We start from the raw sequence: 22,961 nt of genomic DNA on the forward strand, positions 1-22,961 counted from the left end.
CATGAAAATACAGGGATGTATCGCTTTTTTTATTTTCGTTTTGTTATCTTTTAGCGCTAAATCGGAAAATTCAGAGCGAATTTTCGAATACGGTATTGGCACTTTTGCGTTTAGTTTACCTGAATATGCCGGTGCAAAAGATACCAAAAACTATATTGTGCCGCTGCCTTACTTTTACTACCAAGATAAGACTAATAAAGTTGATAGAGAAGGATTGATAAGCAGTTTATGGCAAGTTGAAAATTGGTATCTAGATTTTTCTGCCTCAGCCCAAATACCTGTAAACAGCGACGATATCGATATTCGAACCGACATGCCAGATATTGATTGGACCTTTCAAGCTGGCCCTGCACTCAAGTATTACTTTTACGGCAAACCGCGAGATGATGACAAAACTTTTGTCTCATTTTATACACGTAAAGCCATAACGACTGATTTTAGCTACCTAGATGACGCGGGTTGGCAATATGGTTTAATCGTTTCTTCTCAACGTGCTTTTTCTAATTGGTTTGGTGGTAAATTAAAGTGGCAAAATAGAGCTTCAGTTAACTTTGCCTCGACTAAATTTCATCAATTATATTATGATGTTGAGAAAGCTTATAGCACAGAAGAACGCTCTGAATTTAAGTCGTCTTCTGGCTATCATAGTAGTACCCTATCTAGCGGTTTAACCTATCGAAAAGGTCGTTTGTGGCTAGCCGGCTTTGTATTGTACCGGAATATGAGTGGGACAAAAAACGAAGCAAGTGCGCTAATACAAAAGAGAGAAAATTTTTCGGCTGGCTTGGGCGTCGCGTGGATTATTAATCAATAAAAACTCATATAACAAATTAGTTATATGCAAAATAATTATTTATCAATGCACAATAAAAGGAAGAAAAAATGAAGCATTATTTAAAACTCGTCGGTATTATTTCAATACTTATCTTAAGTGGTTGTAGTGCAACGGGGAAGTACTCTAATCCCGTTGTTGAAACCAATAGTAGTATCGTTAAAAGTGATAAAGCCGCGATTGTATTTTTAAGGGCGTCGAGCTTTGGTGGTGCAATAACATCGCCACTAGTCAAAGTGGATGACAAAGGAAAAAGTGAAATTGTCGGCATTTTAGGACCAAAAGAAAAAATGGTTGAATATGTAGAGCCTGGTGAACATATGTTTATGATCATTGGTGAAAATGCTGACTTTATGAAAGCACACGTTGAAGCTGGCAAAGTGTATTACAGTATAATCAGACCAAGAATGGGCGTATGGAAAGCTCGATTTGCATTAACGCCTTTTAAGCAAATTTCAGAAAGTAAAGATTTTGATGTTAATGGTGAAAAGCTGAAAAAGTGGCTTAAAGAGTCTTCGATGACAGAGCCAAATGAGCAAGTATTTGCATGGCATTCTAGCAAATCTGGCGAGTTGTTAGACATGTTTAATGAATATAGCCCTATTTGGCACAACAAAGATCAAAGCAAGCGTGACTCGGTAACTTTACAAGTTGACGATGGCTTAACAAAAGCTATCCAGTAACTAACAAAAAGAGCCCAACAGGGCTCTTTTTTATGTAAAAATCAATTAGAGTTTATGGCATTATTTTGCCATAAGTAGGTTTCTTTCAATTTCTTGCTCTAACAGCATTATCCACTTATTGTAATTTCTATGAATGCCTTGTTTTTCACTATCGTAATCTAAGTTAATGCTGCGTACATAATCGATATTGTAGGTGTTTGCATTGTAACTAATTTTGACTTCGGCATAATGGCTTCTAACATGAATTCCTGCAGTGATTTCATTGTCTTGTTGAGAGACCAATTTCCATCGCTTATAAACTAAAGCGGTTTTAATCGACTTCTCCATGACTTCTGTTGATACATTTACCGGAACGGTTGCCGTTGCATTGTAGATTGGGTGTGTTGTTTTACAGGCGGCAACAAGTAAAACTGTGAGAATAGCGATATATAAATGTTTCATATTTTTCCTTAATAAGCACATATTGCTCGGCATTATAGCTAGGTTAATTTTTCAATAAAGTGCAAATCAATTAAAAACTGAAAATTATAACTAGGTAACCTGAGTTCGGTTTAACAAATATTTCTCTAGCGGCTACTTTTACTTACTTCCGCGTTAAATTCACTTGCAATAGGCCAGCTATTGACGCGTAAATTTGCCTTGAATTAAGCAAAACTAACAAGCTAGATGTTAACATGAAAAATAGAATGATATATTTTAACTGGTTAAACATCTCTTAAACCGAGCTCAGGTTAGGTAGTAAAATTTAAATGGAAAATGACGAAATATTTTTAGCAATAACAAGCGCGGCTAAGCAGTATTTATTGCTACCTGAGCAATTAAGTAAGCGAGAATTAGCTACCTATAAACATAAAAAAAGCACCAAAGCTCAGCAGCAGTTTTTAGCAAGCAGAGGTTTTATTAAATACCACTTAGCTAAACATTTTTCGAAAACTACGAACGATATAGAATTGGTATTTGACTATGAAAATAAGCTGATTAAAGCGATACATTCCGGCTGCTTTTTGGCATGGGTTTCACTTAGTCATTCAGGTACTCATATCGCTATTGCCTATTCTAGGTCAATAAGCGCGCGGTTAGGCATTGATATTGAGTGCTTAGCGCGTGAACGTGATTTTTTAGCGCTCGCTGAAATTAGTTTTTCTACAAACGAGCAACGTCAGGTTGCGGGTGCCGACAATCTTAAGTGTGCGTTTTATTCCTATTGGACAGTAAAAGAAGCGTTGGCAAAAGCAACTAAAACGCCGTTAACACAATTATTTTTAAAAGATAGCCATGAGTTTCTATTACGACAGGGAGTGAGTGCGTTGACCATTAAATTAAAAAACGCTATCTGTACGTTAATTTACCCTGCTAATAAAAAGTTAACTTTTGAGAGTATTTCATGATGCGAACTCTTTTTATTTATGGGCGTAAGTTTTATCAACGCCACCCTAATGCTATTACCTTCTGGTTGCTGTTTTTTGCACTTTATTTTCCTATAGTCTCATTTCTAGCTGTTTCGTTAGTGCTTTTTCTCTATATTTTTTGGCCTTTTCAGTCATACAGTATTGAGGTTCCCAAAATAACCTCTGAACAGGTGATTGTTATTTCCCACGGCTTAAAAGACTCAGATCAAACATGGGCACAAGCATTGAAAACTAGCTTAGAAACTGAGCATCCTAATAAACAGGTAATAACAATTAATTGGTCAAATTATGCCGACAATGCTTTTACTTGTGCGGTAAATGGCCGGAGAATTGGCAATAAATTGGCTAAACAGATGGCAAGTCATGTTACTTTAAAAAAAATAACCGCCATCGGGCATAGCTGCGGGGCTTTTGTCAATTATGGAGTGTGTGAAACATCTAAGGCATATGCTCCAAACGTATTAGTGGAAACGATTTATTTGGATCCTGTGTCAATATACGGTGGTTTGTTTTGGAACTATGGGCTTAATCATTTTGGTGGTTGCGCCGATAAAAGTACCACCTATTATGACACTGAAGATAATGTGCCTGGCAGTGGCCGAGCGCCAGTTAATAGTGATGGTGTCGATGTAACAAAGTTCAAGAAAGATTATGACTATCAGGGCTCAGCCCATCATTGGCCTATTTACTATTATCAATATAATCACGCTATGTTGTAACTAAACTATGTTGTAACTAAACTGTGATAACTGATTGAGCTATAGGCTAATTACGACATAAGTTAGGTAAGGCGTTGATTTTATTGCTACTTAGGTCGATAACGTTTTTGCAGCGCAGCTGGAGTAATGGCAAAGTATTTTTTACCGTATTCTTTATTTTCTATAGTGTCGTTTTTAACTAGGTTTTGTTAAATAAAGGTTAAGTTTTTAGTAAACATCTGTTTTACCACTTTGGTAGCGAGCAGCAATTAGTTGTATTAGTACCTAACTGTTTTAATGCTTGGGAATGCGCGCCTTAATCTCTTCCCGCAATTTTTTATGCTCTTCATTATGTTCGTAGCGGCGATGATAAATTAATTGATACGGCGCTTTTTGTATTTCAAATGGGATCGTAAATGTTTTTAAATTTAATGCTTCCTTCCACATATCAACAATAATTCTAGGCGCAACACAAATAGTACTATGGTCAATCGATACATAGGTCAGCATCGTCATGGCAGAGTCAGCAATGTATTTTTCGTGACGAGGCCTAGGCGATTCAACCAGTAAATCAAAAAAGCTCATGCCGTGGCGTGTAGACTTGGTTAATACATGTTGCAATGAATAAAATGTTTCTTCATCAAACTTAGATATTTGATTATGTTTTGACGTAACCGCGACCATTTCTGTTTCCCCTAAGGTTTCAATAACAAAAGAAGGATCATTGTCAGTAACATGATCGATGGCTAAATCAGCTTTGTCTGCTCGTAGATCCTCTATCATTTTAGATTGACTCGAAGGTGGCGATAAGAACTTTATTGGCAAGCCATTTAAGTGAAATAATAACCCCTCATGGCAATAGATAATAAATTGCTTTTTGGTATCGACAGAGTTCTCAATAATATTAATGGCGCTTTCAAAATCGTTGGCTAACATTACTGCTTTATTGGTAGGGGTAATTCCTCGTCCTTTTTTGACAAAGAGTTTGTAACCAAGTGTGTCTTCTAAACGGTGAATTGCGCGGCTAGTTGCTGGTTGACTTAAGCCGATAAGTTCAGCTGCTTTACTGTAACTCAACTGATGATATACCGCGAGAAACGGTTTGATCAAATTTAAATCAAATAACATTTTCACCTCTAGTTGTAAGTAAAGTGTAAGGTTTTTTCGATGTATGCGTCTCAAGCATATATCATATGTTCTGGGGCTTCTAGTTAAATTTGGTTTTATAGTTTATCTTTACTTACGAATTTATAGAAAACAGATTTAATAAGTTTTAGTTCTGTTTTTAGTTATGAACTGACATATAAGTGAGATTCAAATGACACCAACTAACGGGAAATTTCCGATGAAAAAAATGGCACTAAGTGCTTGCGCTTTAGCGATGGGCGCAACCTCTGTTGCAGCTACAGCAGCAGACCAACCAAACATCCTAGTAATTATGGCTGATGATATCGGTTACTGGAACATCAGTGCTTACAACCAAGGCATGATGGCTTACAATACGCCAAACATTGATAGCATTGCTAAAGAAGGTGCAAAGTTCACTAACTTCTACGCACAACAAAGCTCAACAGCGGGTCGTAGTGCTTTCATCACAGGTCAAATGCCAAAGCGTACTGGTTTATCTAAAGTAGGTATGCCAGGTGCTAAAGAAGGTTTAACGGAAAAAGATCCTACATTAGCAACTATTTTACGTGACTTAGGTTATGCAACAGGTCAATTCGGTAAAAATCACTTAGGTGATCGTGATGAGCATTTACCAACTAACCACGGTTTTGACGAATTCTTCGGTAACTTATACCACTTAAATGCGGAAGAAGAGCCAGAGCATGAAGATTGGCCAAAAGATCCAGAATTCTCTAAGCGTTACGGCCCTCGTGGTGTAATCAAGTCTTTCGCTGACGGTCGTATCTCTGATACTGGTCCATTAACTAAAAAGCGTATGGAAACTGTTGATGGTGAATTCATCGATGCAGCTTCAGATTTCATGGAACGTCAAGTAAAAGCTGACAAGCCTTTCTTTACTTGGGTTAACCCATCACGTATGCATAACTTCACTCACATTGATGATGAAGCTAAAGGTAAAACTGGTGCTGGTTTCTACGCTGACGGTATGGTACAGCACGATGAGCAAGTTGGTGACATTCTTAAGAAAGTTGAAGACTTAGGTATTGAAGATAATACTATCATTATCTACACAACTGATAATGGTCCTATGATTGCTACTTGGCCTGATGCTGGTATGACACCATTCCGTGGTGAGAAAAACACAGGTTGGGAAGGTGGTTTCCGTGTTCCTGCTATTGTTAAGTGGAAAGGTCAAATCGCTGAAAACACAAACTTCAACGGCATTATGTCTTTAGAAGATTGGTTACCAACATTAGCTGCTGCCGCTGGTGACACTGATGTGAAACAAGACTTACTTAAAGGTAAGAAAATTGGTAAGCGTGACTACAAAGTACATTTAGATGGTTATAACCAATTACCATACTTAACAGGTAAAACTGATGAGTCAGCACGTAAAGAATTTGTTTACTGGAGTGACGATGGTGATTTATTAGCACTACGTTATGAGCAGTGGAAATTCCACTTCATGATCCAAGAAACTGAAAAAGGTATGGATTTATGGAAAATGCCATTAACTAAATTACGTGCACCGTTTTTATTCGACCTAAGCATTGACCCATTCGAACGTGGTGATTCAGGTATCGGTTACCAAACTTGGTACTACGAGCATGCGTTCTTAATGTCTGGTGTTGCAGCGCGTGAAGCAGGTAAAGTAATGCAATCTTTCGCAGCTTTCCCTCCACGAATGAAAGCAGGTAGCTTCGTTCCTGAGTAATATGTTTTAATGATGATAAGTGGCGCTATAGAGCGCCACTTTTATAATAAGTAGTAGAGGTTCTATATGAAAACCCATTTAACTAAACAGTCTACCAAATTAAGCGTTACCCCTTTAAAAACTGCTGTAAAAGACTTATCTGCAAACCCAAGTTATGAACGCCGCTTCCATGTTATGGCAAAGCCGGGTGGTTCTAAATGTAATATTGACTGTCAATATTGCTTTTACCTTCATAAAGAAGACTTGCTTCATCAACCAAAAGAAGTGCGTATGGATGACGCCACCTTAGAAGCATTTGTTAAGAGCTATATTGAGAGTCAAGATGGCGAAGAAATTGTATTTTCTTGGCAGGGTGGTGAACCTACCTTATTAGGGCTTGATTACTACAAAAAAATTGTTGAGCTGCAAAAGAAATATCAGCCTGCTGGCGTGAAAATTGGCAACGACTTACAAACCAATGGCATTTTATTAAATGACGAGTGGTGTGAGTTTTTAGCCAAAAACGACTTCCTTGTAGGTATATCAATTGACGGTCCACAAGAGTTACACGACAAGTATCGCGTCACACGAAGTGGCAAACCAACCTTTCATTTAGTGATGAAAGGCGTGGAAAAATTGAAAAAGCATAAAGTTAACTTTAATGCCTTAGCGGTGGTGAACCGTCACAACGTAAAATATCCGTTAGAAGTGTATCGCTTTTTAACCCAAGAGCTCGGCGCTACCTACGTGCAATTTACGCCTGTGGTTGAACCGACAGACTTTAAAACCACTGCGCCACAGTTTTGGAATGAAAGCATGATCCCAACCCAAGGCAGTGAGTTGGCTAAACCTGGGCATTTAATGTCAGTCGTTACTGATTGGTCAGTTGATGCTGACGACTGGGGGCAGTTTTTGATCACTGTGTTTGATGAGTGGGTCAATAACGATTTAGGTCGTGTATTGGTTAACTTATTTGAAACGGCAGTTGCCCAGCAAATGGGTAAACCTTCACAATTGTGCACAACGGCTGAATTTTGCGGTAAAGGTTTAGCGATTGAACACGACGGCGCAGTGTATAGCTGTGATCATTATGTTTATCCTGAATACAAATTAGGTAATGTTAACGAGCGTCCTTTAAATGAAATGGCGATTTCTGTTCGTCAACATGGCTTTGGTACAGCAAAACGTGACTCACTGCCAAAACAATGTCGTGAATGCCCGCACTTAAACTTGTGCTGGGGTGAATGTCCTAAAAACCGTTTGTTAAAAACTCACGATGGTGAAGAAGGTTTAAATTATTTATGCAGTGGCCTAACCGCTTTTTATGACCACTCTAAGCCTATTTTAGCCGGTATTGGTGTCTTGCTTGAAAAAGACAAAGATGCCTTAACTAAAATCGCACAAATGACTAATAAATAACTTTTCTAATCGTCATCCTAAAATTATTGGCTAGCAATTAAATCACTAGTAATTAACGTGTTAGCCAATATAATTTTATTCACTAAATAATTTTGTTAAAGAGTAGAGTGGTAAATGAATTCATCACAACAAGCCATTGCGCAATTAATTCAGCAAGTTGAAAGCTCTGTCGTTGGACAAAGCCATGTGGTTAAAGCTTTAGTATTAGGCTTATTAACCAATGGTCATGTTTTACTTGAAGGTTTACCTGGTACCGCGAAAACGCGTTCGGTTAAAGCGCTTGCTCAAGCCTTACAAACTGACTTTGGCCGTGTGCAATTTACGCCTGATTTATTACCGTCAGATGTTACCGGCACTGAAATTTATCAAGAACTTGACGGCAAGCCTGAATTGCATTTTCAACAAGGGCCAATTTTTAATAATATTATTTTAGCGGATGAAATTAACCGTGCGCCTGCAAAAGTACAAGCTGCGTTACTTGAAGCCATGGCTGAAGGCACAGTAACCGTTGGCGATAAAAGCCACATTCTACCGCGTTTATTCATGGTATTAGCCACGCAAAACCCCATAGAGCAAGAAGGTACTTATCCGTTACCTGAAGCGCAAATGGACCGTTTCATGTTAAAGGTTGCTGTAGATTACCCTGACGATCAAGCCGAGCAAGATATTATTCGCTTAGTACGCGCTGAAGAAAATGCTGAAAATAATGCTTCAGATGAGCAAAAAGAAACTCAACAGCCTGTAACTATTGATCCTGAAAATATTTATACAGCACGTGCTGAAGTGTCAAAAATTGAAGTATCAGAGCTTGTTGAAAAATATATGGTTGCCCTAGTCATGGCGACACGTAAACCGGAACGTTACCCGAATGCTAATTTGTCAAAATGGATTGCGGTTGGTAGTAGTCCGCGTGCAAGTTTAGCCCTTGATAAATGCGCACGTGCTCACGCTTGGCTTGCTGGTCGAGACCATGTATTACCTGATGATGTGCGTGCTATTGCCGATATGGTATTTACCCATAGATTAATCCTTTCTTATGACGCATTAGCTGATGGCGTAAGTCAACGAGATGTCGTCACAGAATTACTTGATCATGTAGAAGTTGGTTAAGGGGTTAATGGGCAGTGGGAGAAACGGCAAAGTTTGATGCTCGAATTTACTGCAACTATTCGCAGTTAATGCGCCTACAGGCACAGGGCGAGCGCATGCAAGGGATGAATAAACCATCCGGCAGCATAATGTCAGGTCGCCATGTCGCTAACTTTCGAGGTCGAGGTTTAAACTTTGAGGAGTTACGTCACTACCAATTGGGCGATGACATTCGTAATGTTGACTGGAAAACAACCTTTCGTATGGGCAAACCGTACGTGCGCAGTTACAGTGAAGAAAAAGACCAAAACGTTATTATCTGCGTAGATCAGCGCAGTAAAATGTTTTTTTCCTCTGTTGAGGTGATGAAGTCGGTGGTTGCCGCTGAAATTGCCGCAGTACTTGCGTGGCGAGTTTTAAAAGACAGTGATCGTTTAGGTTGGTTTATTGCCAGTTCCGATAAAATCACCTCGAGCAAATCATCGCGTTCTAAGCACCAATTATTGGCAAACCTTAAACAGTTAAGTGAAGCCAACCAAGCTTTAAACGTAAAAAGTAGTGATGCTGACAATGTCAGCTTTAATGATTTATTACAATCGATCAGCCGCTTAAAACCTCGTGCTTCCACCCTAGTGATCATTAGTGATTGGGCCGATTGCAATGAAGATGATATTAAGTGTTTGAAACACTTACAAGGGCATAACAATGTCTTGAGTTTAATGGTGACTGATCCGTTTGAACAAGCGATCCCGAAAAACTTGCAAAGCAAACCTTGGGTAATGGGCGATGGTACACACCAATTGCAGCTCGACTCACACCATAAAATTAATAAAACGAACCAGCAGCTTATCGAGCAGCATCAGCAAAAACAGTTTCAGTTAACGCGTTTGATGGCAATGCAACATTTACCTTTAATTGAATTGAACACCTCTGGCGATCATATTGCGCAATTTATTCGCGCCTTAGGGGGTAAGAAATAATGGAACACAAACCACCAAGTTCCTATCTATTAAAAGATTTTTTTGATGTTACCGTACCCGAATCTGTCAGTTGGTTACCACAAACCATGGGTTGGAAGATTTTACTGGTAGCTCTTTTATGCGGGCTTGGTTACGTCATCTATCAACGTTTTTTGCTCTGGCGAAAAAATAAATACCGCCGTGATGCCATATCAGCTATTGGTCAGCTTGATAGCAGTTTACAAAATGCAAGCAACGAATTATTTTCAATTATGAAAAAAGCACTGGTGCAAATAAATTCATTGCATGCGCCACTTTTTGGTCGTGACTTTTTGCTTTGTTTAGATCAATACCAAGCAACTAATGCGCAAGTGGGCGAACTTAACTTTAGCTCTTCCTTGGGTGAACATTGGTTAGACTCGTTACTCGTTTCTTCAATTACCTTAACGCCAGAGCAAAACCAGCAACTTACACAACTTTGCCTTACCTGGCTTGAAAGCCATCAAGTAAGGAGCGAGCAATAATGTCGATGAATATTGAATTTACGTATCCGTTATTTTTTTTATTGCTGCCGCTACCTATATTGATCCACAAATTTGTACCAGCATATAAAAGCAAACGCAGTGCGATTAAAGTCCCGTTCTTTTCTGCCGTTTTAGAAGCGTTAGGGGAAGTACCAACAGAAGGTGCTAGCCAACTTAAACGTGCATGGTGGCAGCAAGCAACGCTATTAATTTCTTGGTTATTATTGGTTACGGCCTTAGCAAAACCGACCATTTTAGGTGAAGTGCAAAAACGTGAGCGATATGGTCACGACATCATGGTGGTGGTTGATTTGTCAGGTTCAATGAGCGAGGAAGACTTTACCACCTTAGATGGCAAAAAAAGTAGCCGATTAGCTGCAGCGAAACAAGTATTGGCAGAGTTTCTTAAAACCCGTGAAGGGGATCGTTTAGGGCTTATTTTATTTGGTGATGCCGCGTTTGTGCAAACTCCGTTTACCCCCGATCAAGATGTTTGGTTAAATTTACTGAATCAAACTGAAGTTGCTATGGCCGGACAAAGTACCCACTTAGGTGATGCAATTGGTCTTGCGATCAAAACCTTTGAAAAGGGCACGCAAGATAAAGCTAAAGAAAAACTGATGATCGTATTAACCGACGGTAACGATACCGGCAGCTTTATTGAGCCGGTTGATGCCGCCAAAATTGCTTCAGTAAAAGGCATTCGCATTCATATGATCGCAATGGGCGACCCAAATACTGTCGGCGAACAAGCCATGGATATGAATACCATTAATCAAATAGCCCAAGAAGCTGACGGTAAGGCGTTTGAAGCGATTAATAACGATCAGCTGGCGCAAGCGTATGCACAAATTAGCTCGCTTGAACCGCTTTTATATGAAAGTAATTCTTACCGTCCGAAAGAGTCTATCCATCATTTTCCTGTGTTAATTGTTGTGATAATGCATTTAGCGGCTTTTTCTGCTGCTGTATATAAACGTCGTAAAGCGATGGCAAATAAGTTAACGGAGGTGTAGTTGTGGAATTACCGTTATGGATCAGTCAATTTCATTTTATTCGCCCGTTGATGCTTTTGCTGTTAGTACCACTTGCTTGGTTAATTTATTTACGCTGGCAAGAAGCGTCAGAGTCAGATATTAGTGCCAATTTACCTGCGCATTTACGTGACGCATTAACAATTAATGAACAAGGCTGGCGTAAACAATTGCCGCTTAAATTGCTTACCTTAATTGTTATTTTAGGTGTTGTAATCACAGCAGGACCAACATGGCAGCGCGAAGCTTCTCCTTTTGGTGAAGATAAAGCGGCGATGGTGATCGTGCTTGATAATAGCGATTCGATGTTAGAAACCGATTTAGCGCCTAGTCGTATTGAGCGGGTAAAACATAAAATTGAAGAACTGCTTGAACTAAAAAGTGGCGGTAAAAATAGCTTAGTTGTCTTTGCCGGTAGTGCTCACACAGCCATGCCTGCAACACAAGACAGCGCAGTATTTACGCCATTTCTTGCTGCCATTGAGCCTAGCATTATGCCAAGAAAAGGTAAGCTCGCCCAAACGGCTCTGCCGTTAATTGACCAGCAGCTCGACAATGTGGCTGGCAGTAGCGTGTTATTTATCTCTGATGGCATAAGCCCAGAGGCGCTTAGCGAATATGAACAGTTTTTTGCCCAACGCCCTTATCAACTGGTTATTTTAGCGGCGGGTAATGAAGATGTTGTTTCACAGCGACCTGTTGATATCGACTCATTAAAAGCACTTGCCAGCGCAACCAATGGTAAGTTAATTGAGGTCACTGTTGATAATCGTGATGTACACAAACTCAATAGTGCCATTGAAAAGCAAATGCAACTAACAGGCGAGTCTGCCATGCCATGGCAAGATATGGGCTATATGCTTTTATTCCCAAGTTGCATACTACTGTTGTTTTGGTTCAGAAAAGGTTGGTTAGTGCAATGGTGTTTTGTTGGCGCTTTACTTTTACCGAGTATGACACCCATTGACGTTATGGCAGCGTCAACGTATTACAGAGCTGAGCAAGAAGTGGTGGTTAAAGAAGTGACAACTTTTGATAAAGCCTATCAGTTTTGGCTTGATTTATGGTTAACACCCGATCAGCAAGCGCAACGTTTATTTGAACAAGGTGATTATCTTGGGGCTGCAAAAAAATATACTGATCCAATGCAAAAAGGAAAAGCGTATTACTACGGCGCAGAATATACCATTGCCCATAGCTACTTTATTCAGGTAGACAGCCAGTTAGGGCAATTTTATACCGCCTCAGCTTTATCTCGCCAACGGGAATATTTAGCCGCTAGAAAAATGCTGAGCGATCTATTAGCGCAAGATACGCTTGATGCGGCATTAAAAGTGAAAGTAGCAAATAATTTTAAGATACTTGATGATCTTATTGGTGAAATTAATCGCTTTAGTAAAAGTCAAAAAAGCAACCAAGAAGTGACATCATTTGAGTTAGCAGAAGAAGATGCACAAACCGCTGAAGGTGCTGATGAAGAAGTATTTGAGGAGCAAGTTTTAAAACAAAAAATTGGTGCTGCTGACTTGATGCAAGACCCACAAATGGTTGAGCAATGGTTTAAGCGAGTGCAAGCCGATCCAAGTCGTTTTTTGGCGTCTAAATTTCAACTGCAGCTTCGTGCGCAAAATGCGGGTAAATAGGGGATAATATGTTGCACAAAATAAACCTCGTCATTATCAGCTTAGTTGTTGTTATCCTTAACGGACTTTTCTCGCCTGCGCATGCAAACAGCAACGACCTAGATTTGACTCGCCAAGGCGATGTTACCTTAACTGCGTGGATTGGGCTTGAACCACAAGAAGCTATGCAAAGTTACAGCGTTAAAGAGCAAGTTATTTTAACGTTAGAGGTAGCAACCCCAAGGCGTTTTAGTGAGGGCACAAGAATTAGTTTGGTTGATGTGCCGAATGTGTTGATAAAACAGCGCAATCAAATGGCGATGAACTATACCGAACGTGTAAAAAACACCACTTGGTCTATTCAGCGCTGGGAACTGGTGATGTACCCATTAGCGTCAGGAAAAATTACCCTGCCAGAGTTTCCGGTGCATGCTCAAGTTATCGACAAAAATGGCAAGCCGTTAGACGTTACCTTATTTACTAAACCTCTATCTTTTAATGCCCACCTGCCCAGTGGCCAGTTAACTGAGGGGAAAAAATGGCTTGCGGCAAAGTCGTTAGCCGTAGAGCAAGAATGGCAGTTCTCGAGCGAAAAGCTCAAAGTAGGTGATGCGGTAACTCGTACCATAACCATGGATGCCAGCGACGCGATTTCGGTGTTATTACCGGAGTTAATGACCGAAAAAATAGATGATAATTATCAACGCTATAATAAACCAGTACGCTTTATTGATAGCGCAAACCGCGGTGAGTATAAAGCGAAGAAAACCGAAGAAAGTGTTTATATTTTACAAGAAGGTGGCTCAGTAACCTTACCAGAGCTGAGTATTTCATTCTGGAATACTGAATCAGAAACCTTAGAAACGATAACCTTAGAAGGACAAACACTTGCGGTAGCGCATACCTTCAGTTCGCTAGTGAAAACCTATTGGCAACAAGCGGTTGTCATTTTTCTTACTATAGCTGGAATACTTGCCAGTATTTATGCGATTAAACGTTATTATAAAACGCGACCATTACCGCCGATTATTATTTTGTTGGCGACACTGAAAAGTAAGAAATGGAACGTAGCGCGCACCTTGTTGTATCGTCATAACCGTATGGTTACTGGCAGCATGCAACTTATCAATGACGAGCAGGCGCTGGCTGAGCAAGCCCAGAAAGTTGAGCTGCAAATGGGCAAAGAGAAAACATCGCTGTTTTTATCTATTTGGTTTCAAATTAAGAAAATAGGCCGTTCGCGGATAATTAGCTAAAAGGAAAAAGCTACAAACAGGAAGTTAAAAGTGGAAAGCTACAAGCGGGAAGTTAAAAGTGGAAAGCTACAAGTTAAAAGCTTCAAGCTTAAGACTTATAGCTTCAAACTTGTGACTTACAGCTTACAGCTGTTAGTCACCGTGCATTAGCATAAATTTAGCTAATAAGGTGACTTCATCTTCTTGGTGGTCGGGATCAGGTTTTACGCAATCTATTGGGCATACGCTAACGCAAGTTGGTTTATCGTAGTGGCCTACACACTCAGTGCACTTTTCAGGATCAATCTCATATATCTCTTCGCCTAAGGCTATCGCTTCATTAGGACATTCAGGATCACACATATCGCAGTTGATACACGAGTCTAATATTTTTAATGCCATAAGTTTTGTTGTTCCAAGCGATAATTAAGATAAATTGATGTTAGCGAGCTAAAATCGGGCGCGTATTATAGCATAGCCGATGTATGTATAACCAATAGAAAATCTGTTGCATAAACAGGTGGTAAGGGCGTTATAGCAAGTATAAAAAAGGGCTAGTGATATTTTCACTAACCCTTTGAATTTTTTAATTGCAGCGCTGCTATGCTTACATTTGCGATTGAATATAATTAGGCAGGCCAATTTTCTCAATCAAACCTAAATGTTGCTCAAGCCAATAAATGTGATCGGTTTCGGTATCATTTAACAGTTCTTGCAGGATATCGCGTGAAATATAGTCTTGCTCTTGCTCACACACGGTAATAATGCTGCGTAAACTGTTTGCGACGATATGCTCGGCGGCAAGGTCGTTTTCTAGCATTTCTTTAACATTGCTACCGACGTTAACTGGTTCACGAGACACAGTATCGGCTTTACCTTCAAGAAATAAAATACGCTCAATTAACCGTTTGGCGTGATCTAATTCTTCTTCATGTTCATGGTTTAACTGTTCATGAAGTTTGTTAATACCCCAATCTTCATAAATTTTAGCATGGGCTAAATATTGATCCATAGAGGTTAACTCAAGGGTTAACTGCTTATTTAGCAGGTCAATAATTTTTTGTTTACCTTGCATGTTATTTCTCCTCCATCATAGATTGTAAGTAATTTTCTAAGCCCGTATTACTGATTAAAGACAGTTGTGTTTCAAGCCAATCTAAATGATCTTCTGCGGTATTTAAACGCTCGCGAAGTAACTCTCTGCTAACATAGTCTTGTTCTTGCTCACATAAAGCGACGGCATCGCGTAGTGCGTCTATTTGCTCTTGTTCGAAGGCTAAATCGCATTGCAGCATTTCTTCGCTGTGCTCGCCTATTTTTAACTTACAAAGCTGTTGTAAATTAGGCAGACCCTCTAAAAATAAAATGCGTTCAATTAAATCGTCTGCTTGTTTCATGTCTTTAATTGATTTTTTATAAGCTTTTTTATTTAAGCTTTCTAAGCCCCAATTTTTAAACATGCGGGCGTGTAAAAAGTACTGATTAATCGATGAAAGTTCGAGTGTGAGAATTTGGTTCAGTGTTGAAATAACACGGGCATTGCCTTTCATGCGTGTGTTCCATTATGTGATAAATGTCATGTTAGTATAGAGGCATATTTAAAGGCTGCAAGATTAAATAAACCTAATAAAAACATTGATATAACATCAGTAAATAAGTGAGTAGAAATGATAATTATTGCTATTGCTGTTCATTGCAGTTAGTACGTTGTTTTAACGTGAATCTAAACTGGAATGCAGGTGGTAAACACTGAGTAAGTGAAAAGTATTAGGTGGTCTTTATTCGCGGTACAAAGTAGTTATTGCTGTTAAAGAAGGAGCAAGATTATGAGTGGAGAGCAGTCGATGTTAAGCAACGTTAGGTTGTGCTTCCGCTATTTGCATTAATTTATTATTAAGCACTTTTTTGGCACAACAACAACATTGGCCGCATTGCGTACCAACTTTTAATTCTGCCGCTAAATCGCGCATAGTTTCATTGCCGTTATCAACCGCAGCTTCTATGTGTGAATCAGTAACACCATGGCAAATACAAACGTACATATCTTTTCTCAACTCGTTTAACTTGGGTCTAATGCTAAACTAAACAAGAATGATTATCAATAAGAATAAGTTGATTAAGGTCAATAAATCAACACTGAGATATAAATCATTAAATGATAATGATTCTCACTTGTGTTTGGGTTTTATAGAGAGTATTCTTTTATCGTAAGATCAAAATTAAAGGAAGAATGATGCAACCTTGGCAAACACTGTTAGTGGCAGGAAATAACTACTTAAACCAGCAACAATGGCATTTGGCTGAAAACGCTTATCGAGCAGCAGAGGTCATGCTAAGTGAGTCATGGGAAAAAGACGCTACCAATGAACAGCTGTTAAATGCTTGGATCACAGCCAATCATAACCTTGCTATTTTGCATGAAATGCAAGGTGAGCATAAAACTTCTTTTCAATACTTAGTATTAGCGCATAAACGCGTACTGTTGTTAGCTCAGGCTCGCCATTTACCCAAACATACAATGACGATGATTATTGAAGCGATTAAAACAACGTTAACGCCAATTACGCTTTTTAGAAACAAATACCCTATTTGTGATCATTGCATTACTGCGATAATGGAAGTGAAGCAGTTAGTTAATGAAAGCGATGTTGGCATTCACTAACAAGTAAGCTATGTGCTTTTAATTTCTAATTTTTAATGGAATAACCCGTACTTAAAGATGCTGAATAATACGTTAGCAAGGAGTTTAAAATGAGTTTTTTAGGATTTAAAATTTTAAAAGTTACTGATAACAATATGGCACCGATTATACCTCAAGGCAGTCGTATTCTTGTTAATCATTGGTTTAACTCACTTTTTGTTAGTGTAAATAGTATTATTGTCATTCATCACCATTTTTATGGTGAAGTGCTTAAGAAAGTTACTGTGATTGATAAGTATGGTTTTATCTGGAGCCGAGATGAAAACGATAACTACCACAGTATTGAAAAAATCGGACCGGTAAGTAAAAGGCAGGTTTTAGCTAAGGTTTTATATGTATTTAAAGGTGAGCAAAAACAAGCAGTAGAAAATTGACAAGCTGCAAGTTAAAAACGCGAATAAATGGCGCTAGCTGCCCATAGCTTAAGGTATTTGGGGAGTGAAGGACTTAGCTAACCGCTGAGTTTATCGAAGACAAATTCAGCGGTTATAAAGTAGATCATTTATCGGCTTGATTTTGAGCAAACGGATGACGAGTTGTGCCACCTTCATCTAAATAGCGCATGATAATGCCAAAGGCTAAATCGAGCTCGGTATCGAGTTTTACAAATACTTTATGGCCAGAGCCTTTGGCGTCAGTCACTTCTTCACCCTTTTTATTTTCCATATATTCTAAGGTAAAGGTAACATTGCCTTTTGGCGTCATTAGCTCAAGTTGGTCGCCGGTTAAAAACTTATTTTTAACATCAATTTCAATTAAGCCTTGTTCATTTTTACCGACAACTTCACCAACAAATTGTTGAGTATCACTTTTTGAATAACCGTAGTCATAATTTTGTGTATCACCATGGCGGTGACGCTGTAAGAAGCCTTCGGTATAACCGCGGTGAGCAAGATGCTCTAAATCGGTATTTAACTGTGGGTTAAATGGCTTTTCACCCATCGAATCTAAAATTGCTTGGTTATAGATTTGCGCGGTACGGGCACAATAATAAAAAGACTTAGTACGGCCTTCAATTTTTAGTGAGTGCACACCCATTTTCACCAAGCGATCAACATGCTCAACGGCACGTAAATCTTTTGAATTCATAATGTAAGTGCCATGTTCATCTTCAAAAGCTGGCATGTATTCGCCAGGGCGGCCTTGCTCTTGTAATAAAACAATATCGTCGATTGGCTTTTCTTCCGGCATGATAATTTCAACAGGGTTGGCAATAACATCACCGGTTTCTGTTTCTGAAGCTGAGTGCACGTCATACTTCCAACGACAAGAGTTAGTACAGGTACCTTGGTTAGGATCGCGTTTATTGATATAGCCAGATAGCAAGCAACGTCCTGAATAGGCCATGCATAATGCGCCGTGCACAAATACTTCAATTTCCATTTCAGGGCAGCGCATACGAATTTCTTCAATTTCATCAAGGGATAATTCACGCGATAAAATCACCCGTACAACACCTTGTTGATACCAAAATTTAACCGTTGCCCAGTTAACCGTATTTGATTGCACCGATAAGTGAATCGGCATGTCAGGAAACTGTTCACGTACCATCATGATCAAACCAGGATCAGACATGATCAAGGCATCTGGCCCCATTTTTACTACTGGTTCAATATCTTTTAAGAAGGTTTTAAGCTTGCTGTTATGTGGCGCAATGTTATTAACTAGGTAGAATTTTTTACCTAATTCGTGTGCTTCGTTAATACCTATTTGAATATTCTCAAGGTTAAATTCGTTATTACGAACGCGAAGTGAATAACGAGGTTGGCCTGCATATACGGCGTCAGCGCCATAAGCAAAGGCATAACGCATATTTTTAAGGCTACCAGCAGGAGAGAGAAGTTCAGGTTTTAACATAAGGGTACTAACTCGACAAATTTGCGCGTATTTTAAGAGCAGCGCACTATTTACGCAAGTTTAGCGGTTGATTCAGCGCAATAAATTGTGCAACTAATTGTACGAAAAATGCACACCAAAACAGTTTGTTTAAAATTTAATGATAATTTGTTGAAAAATTAGCAAATTAAATGATGACATTGAAAATTTTGTGCTAAGTTTTTAATAGTAGCATTAAGAATAATAAGGATACTATTTATGGGCACTGAAAACGCGCTGTATACAATTTTAGTTGAGAAAATCAATCAAGATGCTTTAGTTTTACCAACGTTACCTGAAGTAGCACTTAAGGTTCGTCAAGCAGCTGATGATCCGGAAGTTAACTTGAATAAAATGAGCGATATTATTGCTCAAGATCCCGCACTGTCATTAGGCATGTTAAAAGTGGCCAATAGTGCAGTGTTAGGGCGAAGTGTTAAAGTTGAGACGGTAAACCAAGCCGTTACACGTATCGGCCTAAGGCAAATTAAAAGCATTGCAACCGCGATGGCATTAGAGCAAGTCTTTGTTTCTGAGAATGAAATTGTTGCCAGTTACTTGAAAAAATCGTGGGCAAAAACCATAGATATTTCATCAGTTGCCATCGCATTGATGACCTTATATGTACAAAAACATAAACATACTTCAATGACATTAGATGTCTTAACGTTAGCAGCATTGGTGCATAACATTGGGGTGTTGCCGATATTAACCGAAGCGGAAAAGCATGCTGATGTATTTGCTAATCCAACCTTCTTGCAACAAGCTATTATTAAGCTGTCGAGTAAAATTGGCGCTGAGGTAACTAAAAAATGGGGCTTTTCTGAGGAGTTTACCGCTGTAGTTGAAAACTGGAGTGACTTAACCGTGCTACCAAAAGAAGTGCACTATCTAGACTTTATTCGTGCCGGTGCCATTTATCATGATATTTTCAAAAATGCGTCAACTAAAGAAGTGTTATTGAAAAATTATGTGGCTAAAGAAATACTGCCAGATGAAAATTATATGCAAACACCTGAATTTTTAGACTTGGTAACCGATATTAAAACGATGTTCTCTTAAATGAGCTTGCTTTGGTCGTTTAAGCGTTAACTCTTTAATCATTAGCTCTTTAACAGTTAAGCCTTATATACCCGACTTGATATGGTAATAAGGCTTAACTTAAGCAAAAATCGCTAGATTACTCTTTTTCTAGGCAGTCGGTAGCCTTTAATGAAAACTCAGCTAATAAATCGCCAATAAAGCGGTTTAACTCACCCGCCATTAAGGCGAAATCTGCGTCAATTCGCGCAACAATATCGTCTTTATCAATATCATCATTTTGTTCATGCAATACGTCATAAAATTTTAAACGTTTAATGGCTAAGTCATCGCATAAAATAAACGACATTGCTTCATCCCACTCTAATGCAAGTTTTACTACATACTTGTCTGCATCTAAGTGCGCTTTAATTTCATCACTGCCCAAGTCTTGATTTTTAACACGTACTACCGCGCCATCGTCGCCAAGAGCGTTAAATTCAGCTTCCATTCCTAACTGAAAATTTTCACCTAAGTTGTTTTCTGTTAACCAGTCTGTCATTAATTCGTCTGGAGCTTGCTCAGGCGATAAACTTGTTACTGGTAAAGTACCTAATACTTTTCTTAATAATGCCAAAAAGTCTTCAGCTTTGCCGCGACTGCTGGTATTGATAACAACAATATTGTGCTCAGGATTGATGTAAGCATGGGTATCAGAAATACGAGAAAAAGCACGTGGCAATAACTCAAAAATAATATCTTCTTTAAATTGCTCTTTTTCTTTCTTGGTGGCGTTTCGGCTTTGCTCTTCTTCTAATTTAGCAATTTTTTCTTCTAACTGTTCTTTGATAACAGGCGCAGGTAAGATTTTTTCTTCTTTGCGTGCACACAATAAATAATTGCCGTTAACCCCATGAACACAGGTATTACCGTGCTTACCAAGTGCATTGACCCAACCAAAATGCGACTGCTCAGTTGACCCACAAGGCGTAAATAAGTGTTCACTTAAGTGTTTTTCTAAATCTTGTTCAGACCATTCAAAAGGGCGAGTAAAGGCGAAAAAATAAAGGTTTTTAAACCACATAAAGAAATATCCTATTGACCCTAAAAATTTGGGGCTGTATTGCAAATAATGTAAGAGGGCAATATTAACGTAATTAAGAACCTTAGGTACATCTATTTATAAGAGGAGTTGTGTTTTTCTCTGCTTGAGGTGTAACTGCGTTTAGCTAAAAGCTAGCTTGTTGCATGTCTGGAAATTCAATATCGTAACTTAAGCCCTTACCTAATTCGCTCTCTACATTGATACTACCGTTAAGGGTATCTTGAACTAAGTTTTGAATAATATGAGTGCCTAAGCCTGTGCCGCCTTGGCCAGCTTTAGTGGTATAGAAAGGGTCGAAGAACTGCTCTAAGCCCTCGGGAGAAACACCAATGCCATTGTCGTGATAACGTATCAATAAGTTGTTATCTTTTTCTTGTACTTTAATGACAATTTCACCTTGGTTGATACCTTCAAAACCATGAAAAATTGAATTGATGATCAGGTTGGTAATAATTTGCGCGATAGCACCAGCGTGGCAATAAATTTCAACATCATTTGAGCAGTCAACGGTAACAATATGATTGGTCTTTTTTAATTTTGGGTGCAGTGATTGAATAATTTCACTTAAATATTGTTTGATGTTTATTTTTCGAATTTTGTCATTGGTTTGGTCAACGGCAACTTGTTTATAACTGGAAATTAATTCAGAAGCGCGATTTAAGTTATTGACCAATAATTCAATACTATGGCTAGCATTGTTAGTGAAATCTTCCAGTGCACGTTTTGATAATCTTTGTTGCTCAATATTATCTTTAAGTTCGTTTAGTAAGTCTGATAAATACGTCGTTGAAGTTATACTGACACCAATCGGTGTATTTATTTCGTGTGAAACCTCAGCCGATAACATACCGAGTGATGCCATTTTCTCAGCTTCAATTAGCCTGTCTTGTGCTTTATTAAGCTCGTGAATCGAACTTTTAAGATTTTGGTTGGTTTCTTTTAAAGTTTGTTCTGTTTTACTGCGACGCTTGTTTTCTTCTTTTAATTGCGTTTGTTGAGCAATAAGCTCACGTTGCTGAGTTTCCATTTTTAACATGGTCGTGCTTAATGAAGAGGTTTTTTTAGCAACCTCTTGCTCTAGCATTAAGTTATGCTCGTCGAGCTTATCATTGGCGGCAATGGTTTCTTGTTGGGCGAGAGCAAAGCGCTCTTTATACAGTACCAGTTCATCAATCAAATTATTGTAGGAGTTCTTAAGTACGTTAAGCTCATTGCGTTCGTAACCAATAGAATGCAGTTTTGATGCTTCAGGATCGTCAAGATCAAACTGATTAATTTGTTGGGTAAGCTGATTGAGGGGATTGGTCAATAATTGGTTAAACGCGAGCGAAAACAAAAAGATCAATGCGGCCGTTTTTACCATAGCGTTGCCGATCAAAAAATAAATACCCACTTCGATGCGGTTAAATATAACCTGATTGCTTGATAATAACGTGACAGTGCCAACACGTGTTGTGCGCCCTGAAAATTCAAATATTAACGGGAAAGTATGCCCAAATAACCCTTGGTCGGTTGAATTAATGTTGAGGGCATTCACTTGAGCATCGTCAGTAGACTCGTATATATAGCTACCTGTGTCACCAATTTCACCTAATTGAGCGATAATTTGATCGTTTTCATCACTTACCGTAATGCCTTTGATCATTGGAATAGCGACTAAGCCGTCAGCAATATCTAGCGCTTGTTGAGTATTAAGTTCCCATACCGCTCTCGTTAAACTGCCACTGAAGGTTTTTTCTAATGTTAATAGCTCACTAATAATATGGCTTTTGGTATTGAAGTACTCCGCACCAATCTGCACGCAGGTAACGATAAAGGTCAAAATAAAATAGAAAGACAAAACGCGAGTTAGTAGCTTTCTAGATATGCTGGTTACTTTCATGCAAGTGTCGTTTTTTTAGTACTTTATTTGATTTTAGACATTTTATGGCCTGA

The 22,961-nt window shown here is 38.8% G+C and carries 24 protein-coding genes; 15 read left to right on the forward strand and 9 right to left on the reverse strand.

Annotated features, from left to right (window positions below; all coding sequences use genetic code 11):
* The first annotated feature begins 1 nt into the window (after window position 1).
* Window positions 2–814 (forward strand): MipA/OmpV family protein, encoded by an 813-nt coding sequence (locus ACRRSQ_RS14655; protein WP_440876505.1) that lies wholly within the window; start codon window positions 2–4, stop codon window positions 812–814.
* Window positions 815–882: 68 nt separating this feature from the next.
* Window positions 883–1,515 (forward strand): hypothetical protein, encoded by a 633-nt coding sequence (locus tag ACRRSQ_RS14660; RefSeq protein ID WP_440876506.1) that lies wholly within the window; start codon window positions 883–885, stop codon window positions 1,513–1,515.
* 60 nt (window positions 1,516–1,575) lie between these two features.
* Here ACRRSQ_RS14660 and ACRRSQ_RS14665 read toward each other — a convergent pair whose 3' ends face one another.
* Window positions 1,576–1,956, reverse strand: coding sequence for a hypothetical protein (locus ACRRSQ_RS14665; RefSeq protein WP_440876507.1), 381 nt, complete (start codon window positions 1,954–1,956; stop codon window positions 1,576–1,578).
* A gap of 308 nt (window positions 1,957–2,264) precedes the next feature.
* Here ACRRSQ_RS14665 and ACRRSQ_RS14670 point away from each other — a divergent pair, with 308 nt between their 5' ends.
* Window positions 2,265–2,903, forward strand: a complete 639-nt coding sequence (locus ACRRSQ_RS14670) for a 4'-phosphopantetheinyl transferase family protein (protein WP_440876508.1) — start codon at window positions 2,265–2,267, stop codon at window positions 2,901–2,903.
* Window positions 2,900–3,643 carry a hypothetical protein gene (locus ACRRSQ_RS14675; protein WP_440876509.1) on the forward strand — a complete coding sequence of 248 codons (744 nt, stop codon included), beginning with the start codon at window positions 2,900–2,902 and terminating at the stop codon, window positions 3,641–3,643. The genes ACRRSQ_RS14670 and ACRRSQ_RS14675 overlap by 4 nt, the downstream gene beginning before the upstream one ends.
* 273 nt (window positions 3,644–3,916) lie before the next feature.
* On the opposite strand, the gene ACRRSQ_RS14680 is transcribed toward ACRRSQ_RS14675, so the two are convergent.
* Window positions 3,917–4,750 (reverse strand): LysR family transcriptional regulator, encoded by an 834-nt coding sequence (locus tag ACRRSQ_RS14680; RefSeq protein WP_440876510.1) that lies wholly within the window; start codon window positions 4,748–4,750, stop codon window positions 3,917–3,919.
* Window positions 4,751–4,940: 190 nt separating this feature from the next.
* On the opposite strand from ACRRSQ_RS14680, the gene ACRRSQ_RS14685 reads away from it, so the two are divergent.
* The 8 genes from ACRRSQ_RS14685 (at window position 4,941) to ACRRSQ_RS14720 (ending at window position 14,346) form a co-directional block, all read left to right on the forward strand.
* A complete protein-coding gene (locus ACRRSQ_RS14685; RefSeq protein ID WP_440876511.1) occupies window positions 4,941–6,464 on the forward strand; it encodes an arylsulfatase in 1,524 nt (507 codons plus the stop codon).
* A gap of 66 nt (window positions 6,465–6,530) precedes the next feature.
* A complete protein-coding gene (locus tag ACRRSQ_RS14690; protein ID WP_440876512.1) occupies window positions 6,531–7,862 on the forward strand; it encodes an anaerobic sulfatase maturase in 1,332 nt (443 codons plus the stop codon).
* A gap of 114 nt (window positions 7,863–7,976) precedes the next feature.
* Window positions 7,977–8,972 carry an AAA family ATPase gene (locus ACRRSQ_RS14695; protein ID WP_440876513.1) on the forward strand — a complete coding sequence of 332 codons (996 nt, stop codon included), beginning with the start codon at window positions 7,977–7,979 and terminating at the stop codon, window positions 8,970–8,972.
* A gap of 14 nt (window positions 8,973–8,986) precedes the next feature.
* Complete coding sequence (locus ACRRSQ_RS14700; protein WP_440876514.1) at window positions 8,987–9,931, forward strand: DUF58 domain-containing protein; 945 nt, start codon at window positions 8,987–8,989, stop codon at window positions 9,929–9,931.
* Window positions 9,931–10,434: a DUF4381 domain-containing protein gene (locus ACRRSQ_RS14705; protein ID WP_440876515.1), complete on the forward strand. Its 504-nt coding sequence runs from the start codon at window positions 9,931–9,933 to the stop codon at window positions 10,432–10,434. Before ACRRSQ_RS14700 ends, ACRRSQ_RS14705 begins: the two co-directional genes overlap by 1 nt.
* Entirely contained in the window at window positions 10,434–11,450 is a 1,017-nt protein-coding gene (locus ACRRSQ_RS14710; RefSeq protein ID WP_440876516.1) for a vWA domain-containing protein, read from the forward strand. Before ACRRSQ_RS14705 ends, ACRRSQ_RS14710 begins: the two co-directional genes overlap by 1 nt.
* A gap of 2 nt (window positions 11,451–11,452) precedes the next feature.
* Window positions 11,453–13,111, forward strand: coding sequence for a vWA domain-containing protein (locus tag ACRRSQ_RS14715; RefSeq protein ID WP_440876517.1), 1,659 nt, complete (start codon window positions 11,453–11,455; stop codon window positions 13,109–13,111).
* 8 nt (window positions 13,112–13,119) lie between these two features.
* Complete coding sequence (locus ACRRSQ_RS14720; protein WP_440876518.1) at window positions 13,120–14,346, forward strand: hypothetical protein; 1,227 nt, start codon at window positions 13,120–13,122, stop codon at window positions 14,344–14,346.
* A 132-nt stretch (window positions 14,347–14,478) separates the two neighbouring features.
* On the opposite strand, the gene ACRRSQ_RS14725 is transcribed toward ACRRSQ_RS14720, so the two are convergent.
* The 4 genes from ACRRSQ_RS14725 to ACRRSQ_RS14740 all read right to left on the reverse strand — a co-directional run bounded on the left by ACRRSQ_RS14725 (window position 14,479) and on the right by ACRRSQ_RS14740 (window position 16,367).
* Window positions 14,479–14,727 carry a YfhL family 4Fe-4S dicluster ferredoxin gene (locus ACRRSQ_RS14725; protein ID WP_440876519.1) on the reverse strand — a complete coding sequence of 83 codons (249 nt, stop codon included), beginning with the start codon at window positions 14,725–14,727 and terminating at the stop codon, window positions 14,479–14,481.
* 205 nt (window positions 14,728–14,932) lie between these two features.
* Window positions 14,933–15,400, reverse strand: coding sequence for a bacterioferritin (bfr, locus tag ACRRSQ_RS14730; RefSeq protein WP_440876520.1), 468 nt, complete (start codon window positions 15,398–15,400; stop codon window positions 14,933–14,935).
* A 1-nt stretch (window position 15,401) separates the two neighbouring features.
* Window positions 15,402–15,875, reverse strand: coding sequence for a bacterioferritin (gene bfr, locus ACRRSQ_RS14735; RefSeq protein WP_440876521.1), 474 nt, complete (start codon window positions 15,873–15,875; stop codon window positions 15,402–15,404).
* Between the two features lie 297 nt (window positions 15,876–16,172).
* A complete protein-coding gene (locus ACRRSQ_RS14740; RefSeq protein ID WP_440876522.1) occupies window positions 16,173–16,367 on the reverse strand; it encodes a (2Fe-2S)-binding protein in 195 nt (64 codons plus the stop codon).
* A gap of 188 nt (window positions 16,368–16,555) precedes the next feature.
* Here ACRRSQ_RS14740 and ACRRSQ_RS14745 point away from each other — a divergent pair, with 188 nt between their 5' ends.
* Together ACRRSQ_RS14745 and ACRRSQ_RS14750 are read left to right on the forward strand one after the other, a co-directional pair.
* Window positions 16,556–16,987 (forward strand): hypothetical protein, encoded by a 432-nt coding sequence (locus ACRRSQ_RS14745; RefSeq protein WP_440876523.1) that lies wholly within the window; start codon window positions 16,556–16,558, stop codon window positions 16,985–16,987.
* Between the two features lie 89 nt (window positions 16,988–17,076).
* Window positions 17,077–17,400, forward strand: a complete 324-nt coding sequence (locus ACRRSQ_RS14750) for a hypothetical protein (RefSeq protein ID WP_440876524.1) — start codon at window positions 17,077–17,079, stop codon at window positions 17,398–17,400.
* A gap of 124 nt (window positions 17,401–17,524) precedes the next feature.
* Here ACRRSQ_RS14750 and trhP read toward each other — a convergent pair whose 3' ends face one another.
* Complete coding sequence (gene trhP / locus ACRRSQ_RS14755) at window positions 17,525–18,883, reverse strand: prephenate-dependent tRNA uridine(34) hydroxylase TrhP (RefSeq protein ID WP_440876525.1); 1,359 nt, start codon at window positions 18,881–18,883, stop codon at window positions 17,525–17,527.
* 237 nt (window positions 18,884–19,120) lie between these two features.
* Between trhP and ACRRSQ_RS14760 the strand changes: the two genes are divergently transcribed.
* Complete coding sequence (locus ACRRSQ_RS14760; protein WP_440876526.1) at window positions 19,121–19,963, forward strand: HDOD domain-containing protein; 843 nt, start codon at window positions 19,121–19,123, stop codon at window positions 19,961–19,963.
* Between the two features lie 118 nt (window positions 19,964–20,081).
* Here the strand turns inward: ACRRSQ_RS14760 and rdgC are convergent, their stop codons facing one another.
* Together rdgC and ACRRSQ_RS14770 are read right to left on the reverse strand one after the other, a co-directional pair.
* On the reverse strand, window positions 20,082–21,005 hold the full coding sequence (gene rdgC / locus ACRRSQ_RS14765) for a recombination-associated protein RdgC (RefSeq protein WP_440876527.1): 924 nt from the start codon (window positions 21,003–21,005) through the stop codon (window positions 20,082–20,084).
* Window positions 21,006–21,150: 145 nt separating this feature from the next.
* On the reverse strand, window positions 21,151–22,908 hold the full coding sequence (locus ACRRSQ_RS14770; protein WP_440876528.1) for an ATP-binding protein: 1,758 nt from the start codon (window positions 22,906–22,908) through the stop codon (window positions 21,151–21,153).
* Window positions 22,909–22,961 lie beyond the last annotated feature (53 nt).

Origin of the sequence: Thalassotalea sp. PLHSN55 (assembly GCF_052030545.1) — a bacterium.
In the GTDB taxonomy this organism is placed as follows: domain Bacteria; phylum Pseudomonadota; class Gammaproteobacteria; order Enterobacterales; family Alteromonadaceae; genus CANMXU01.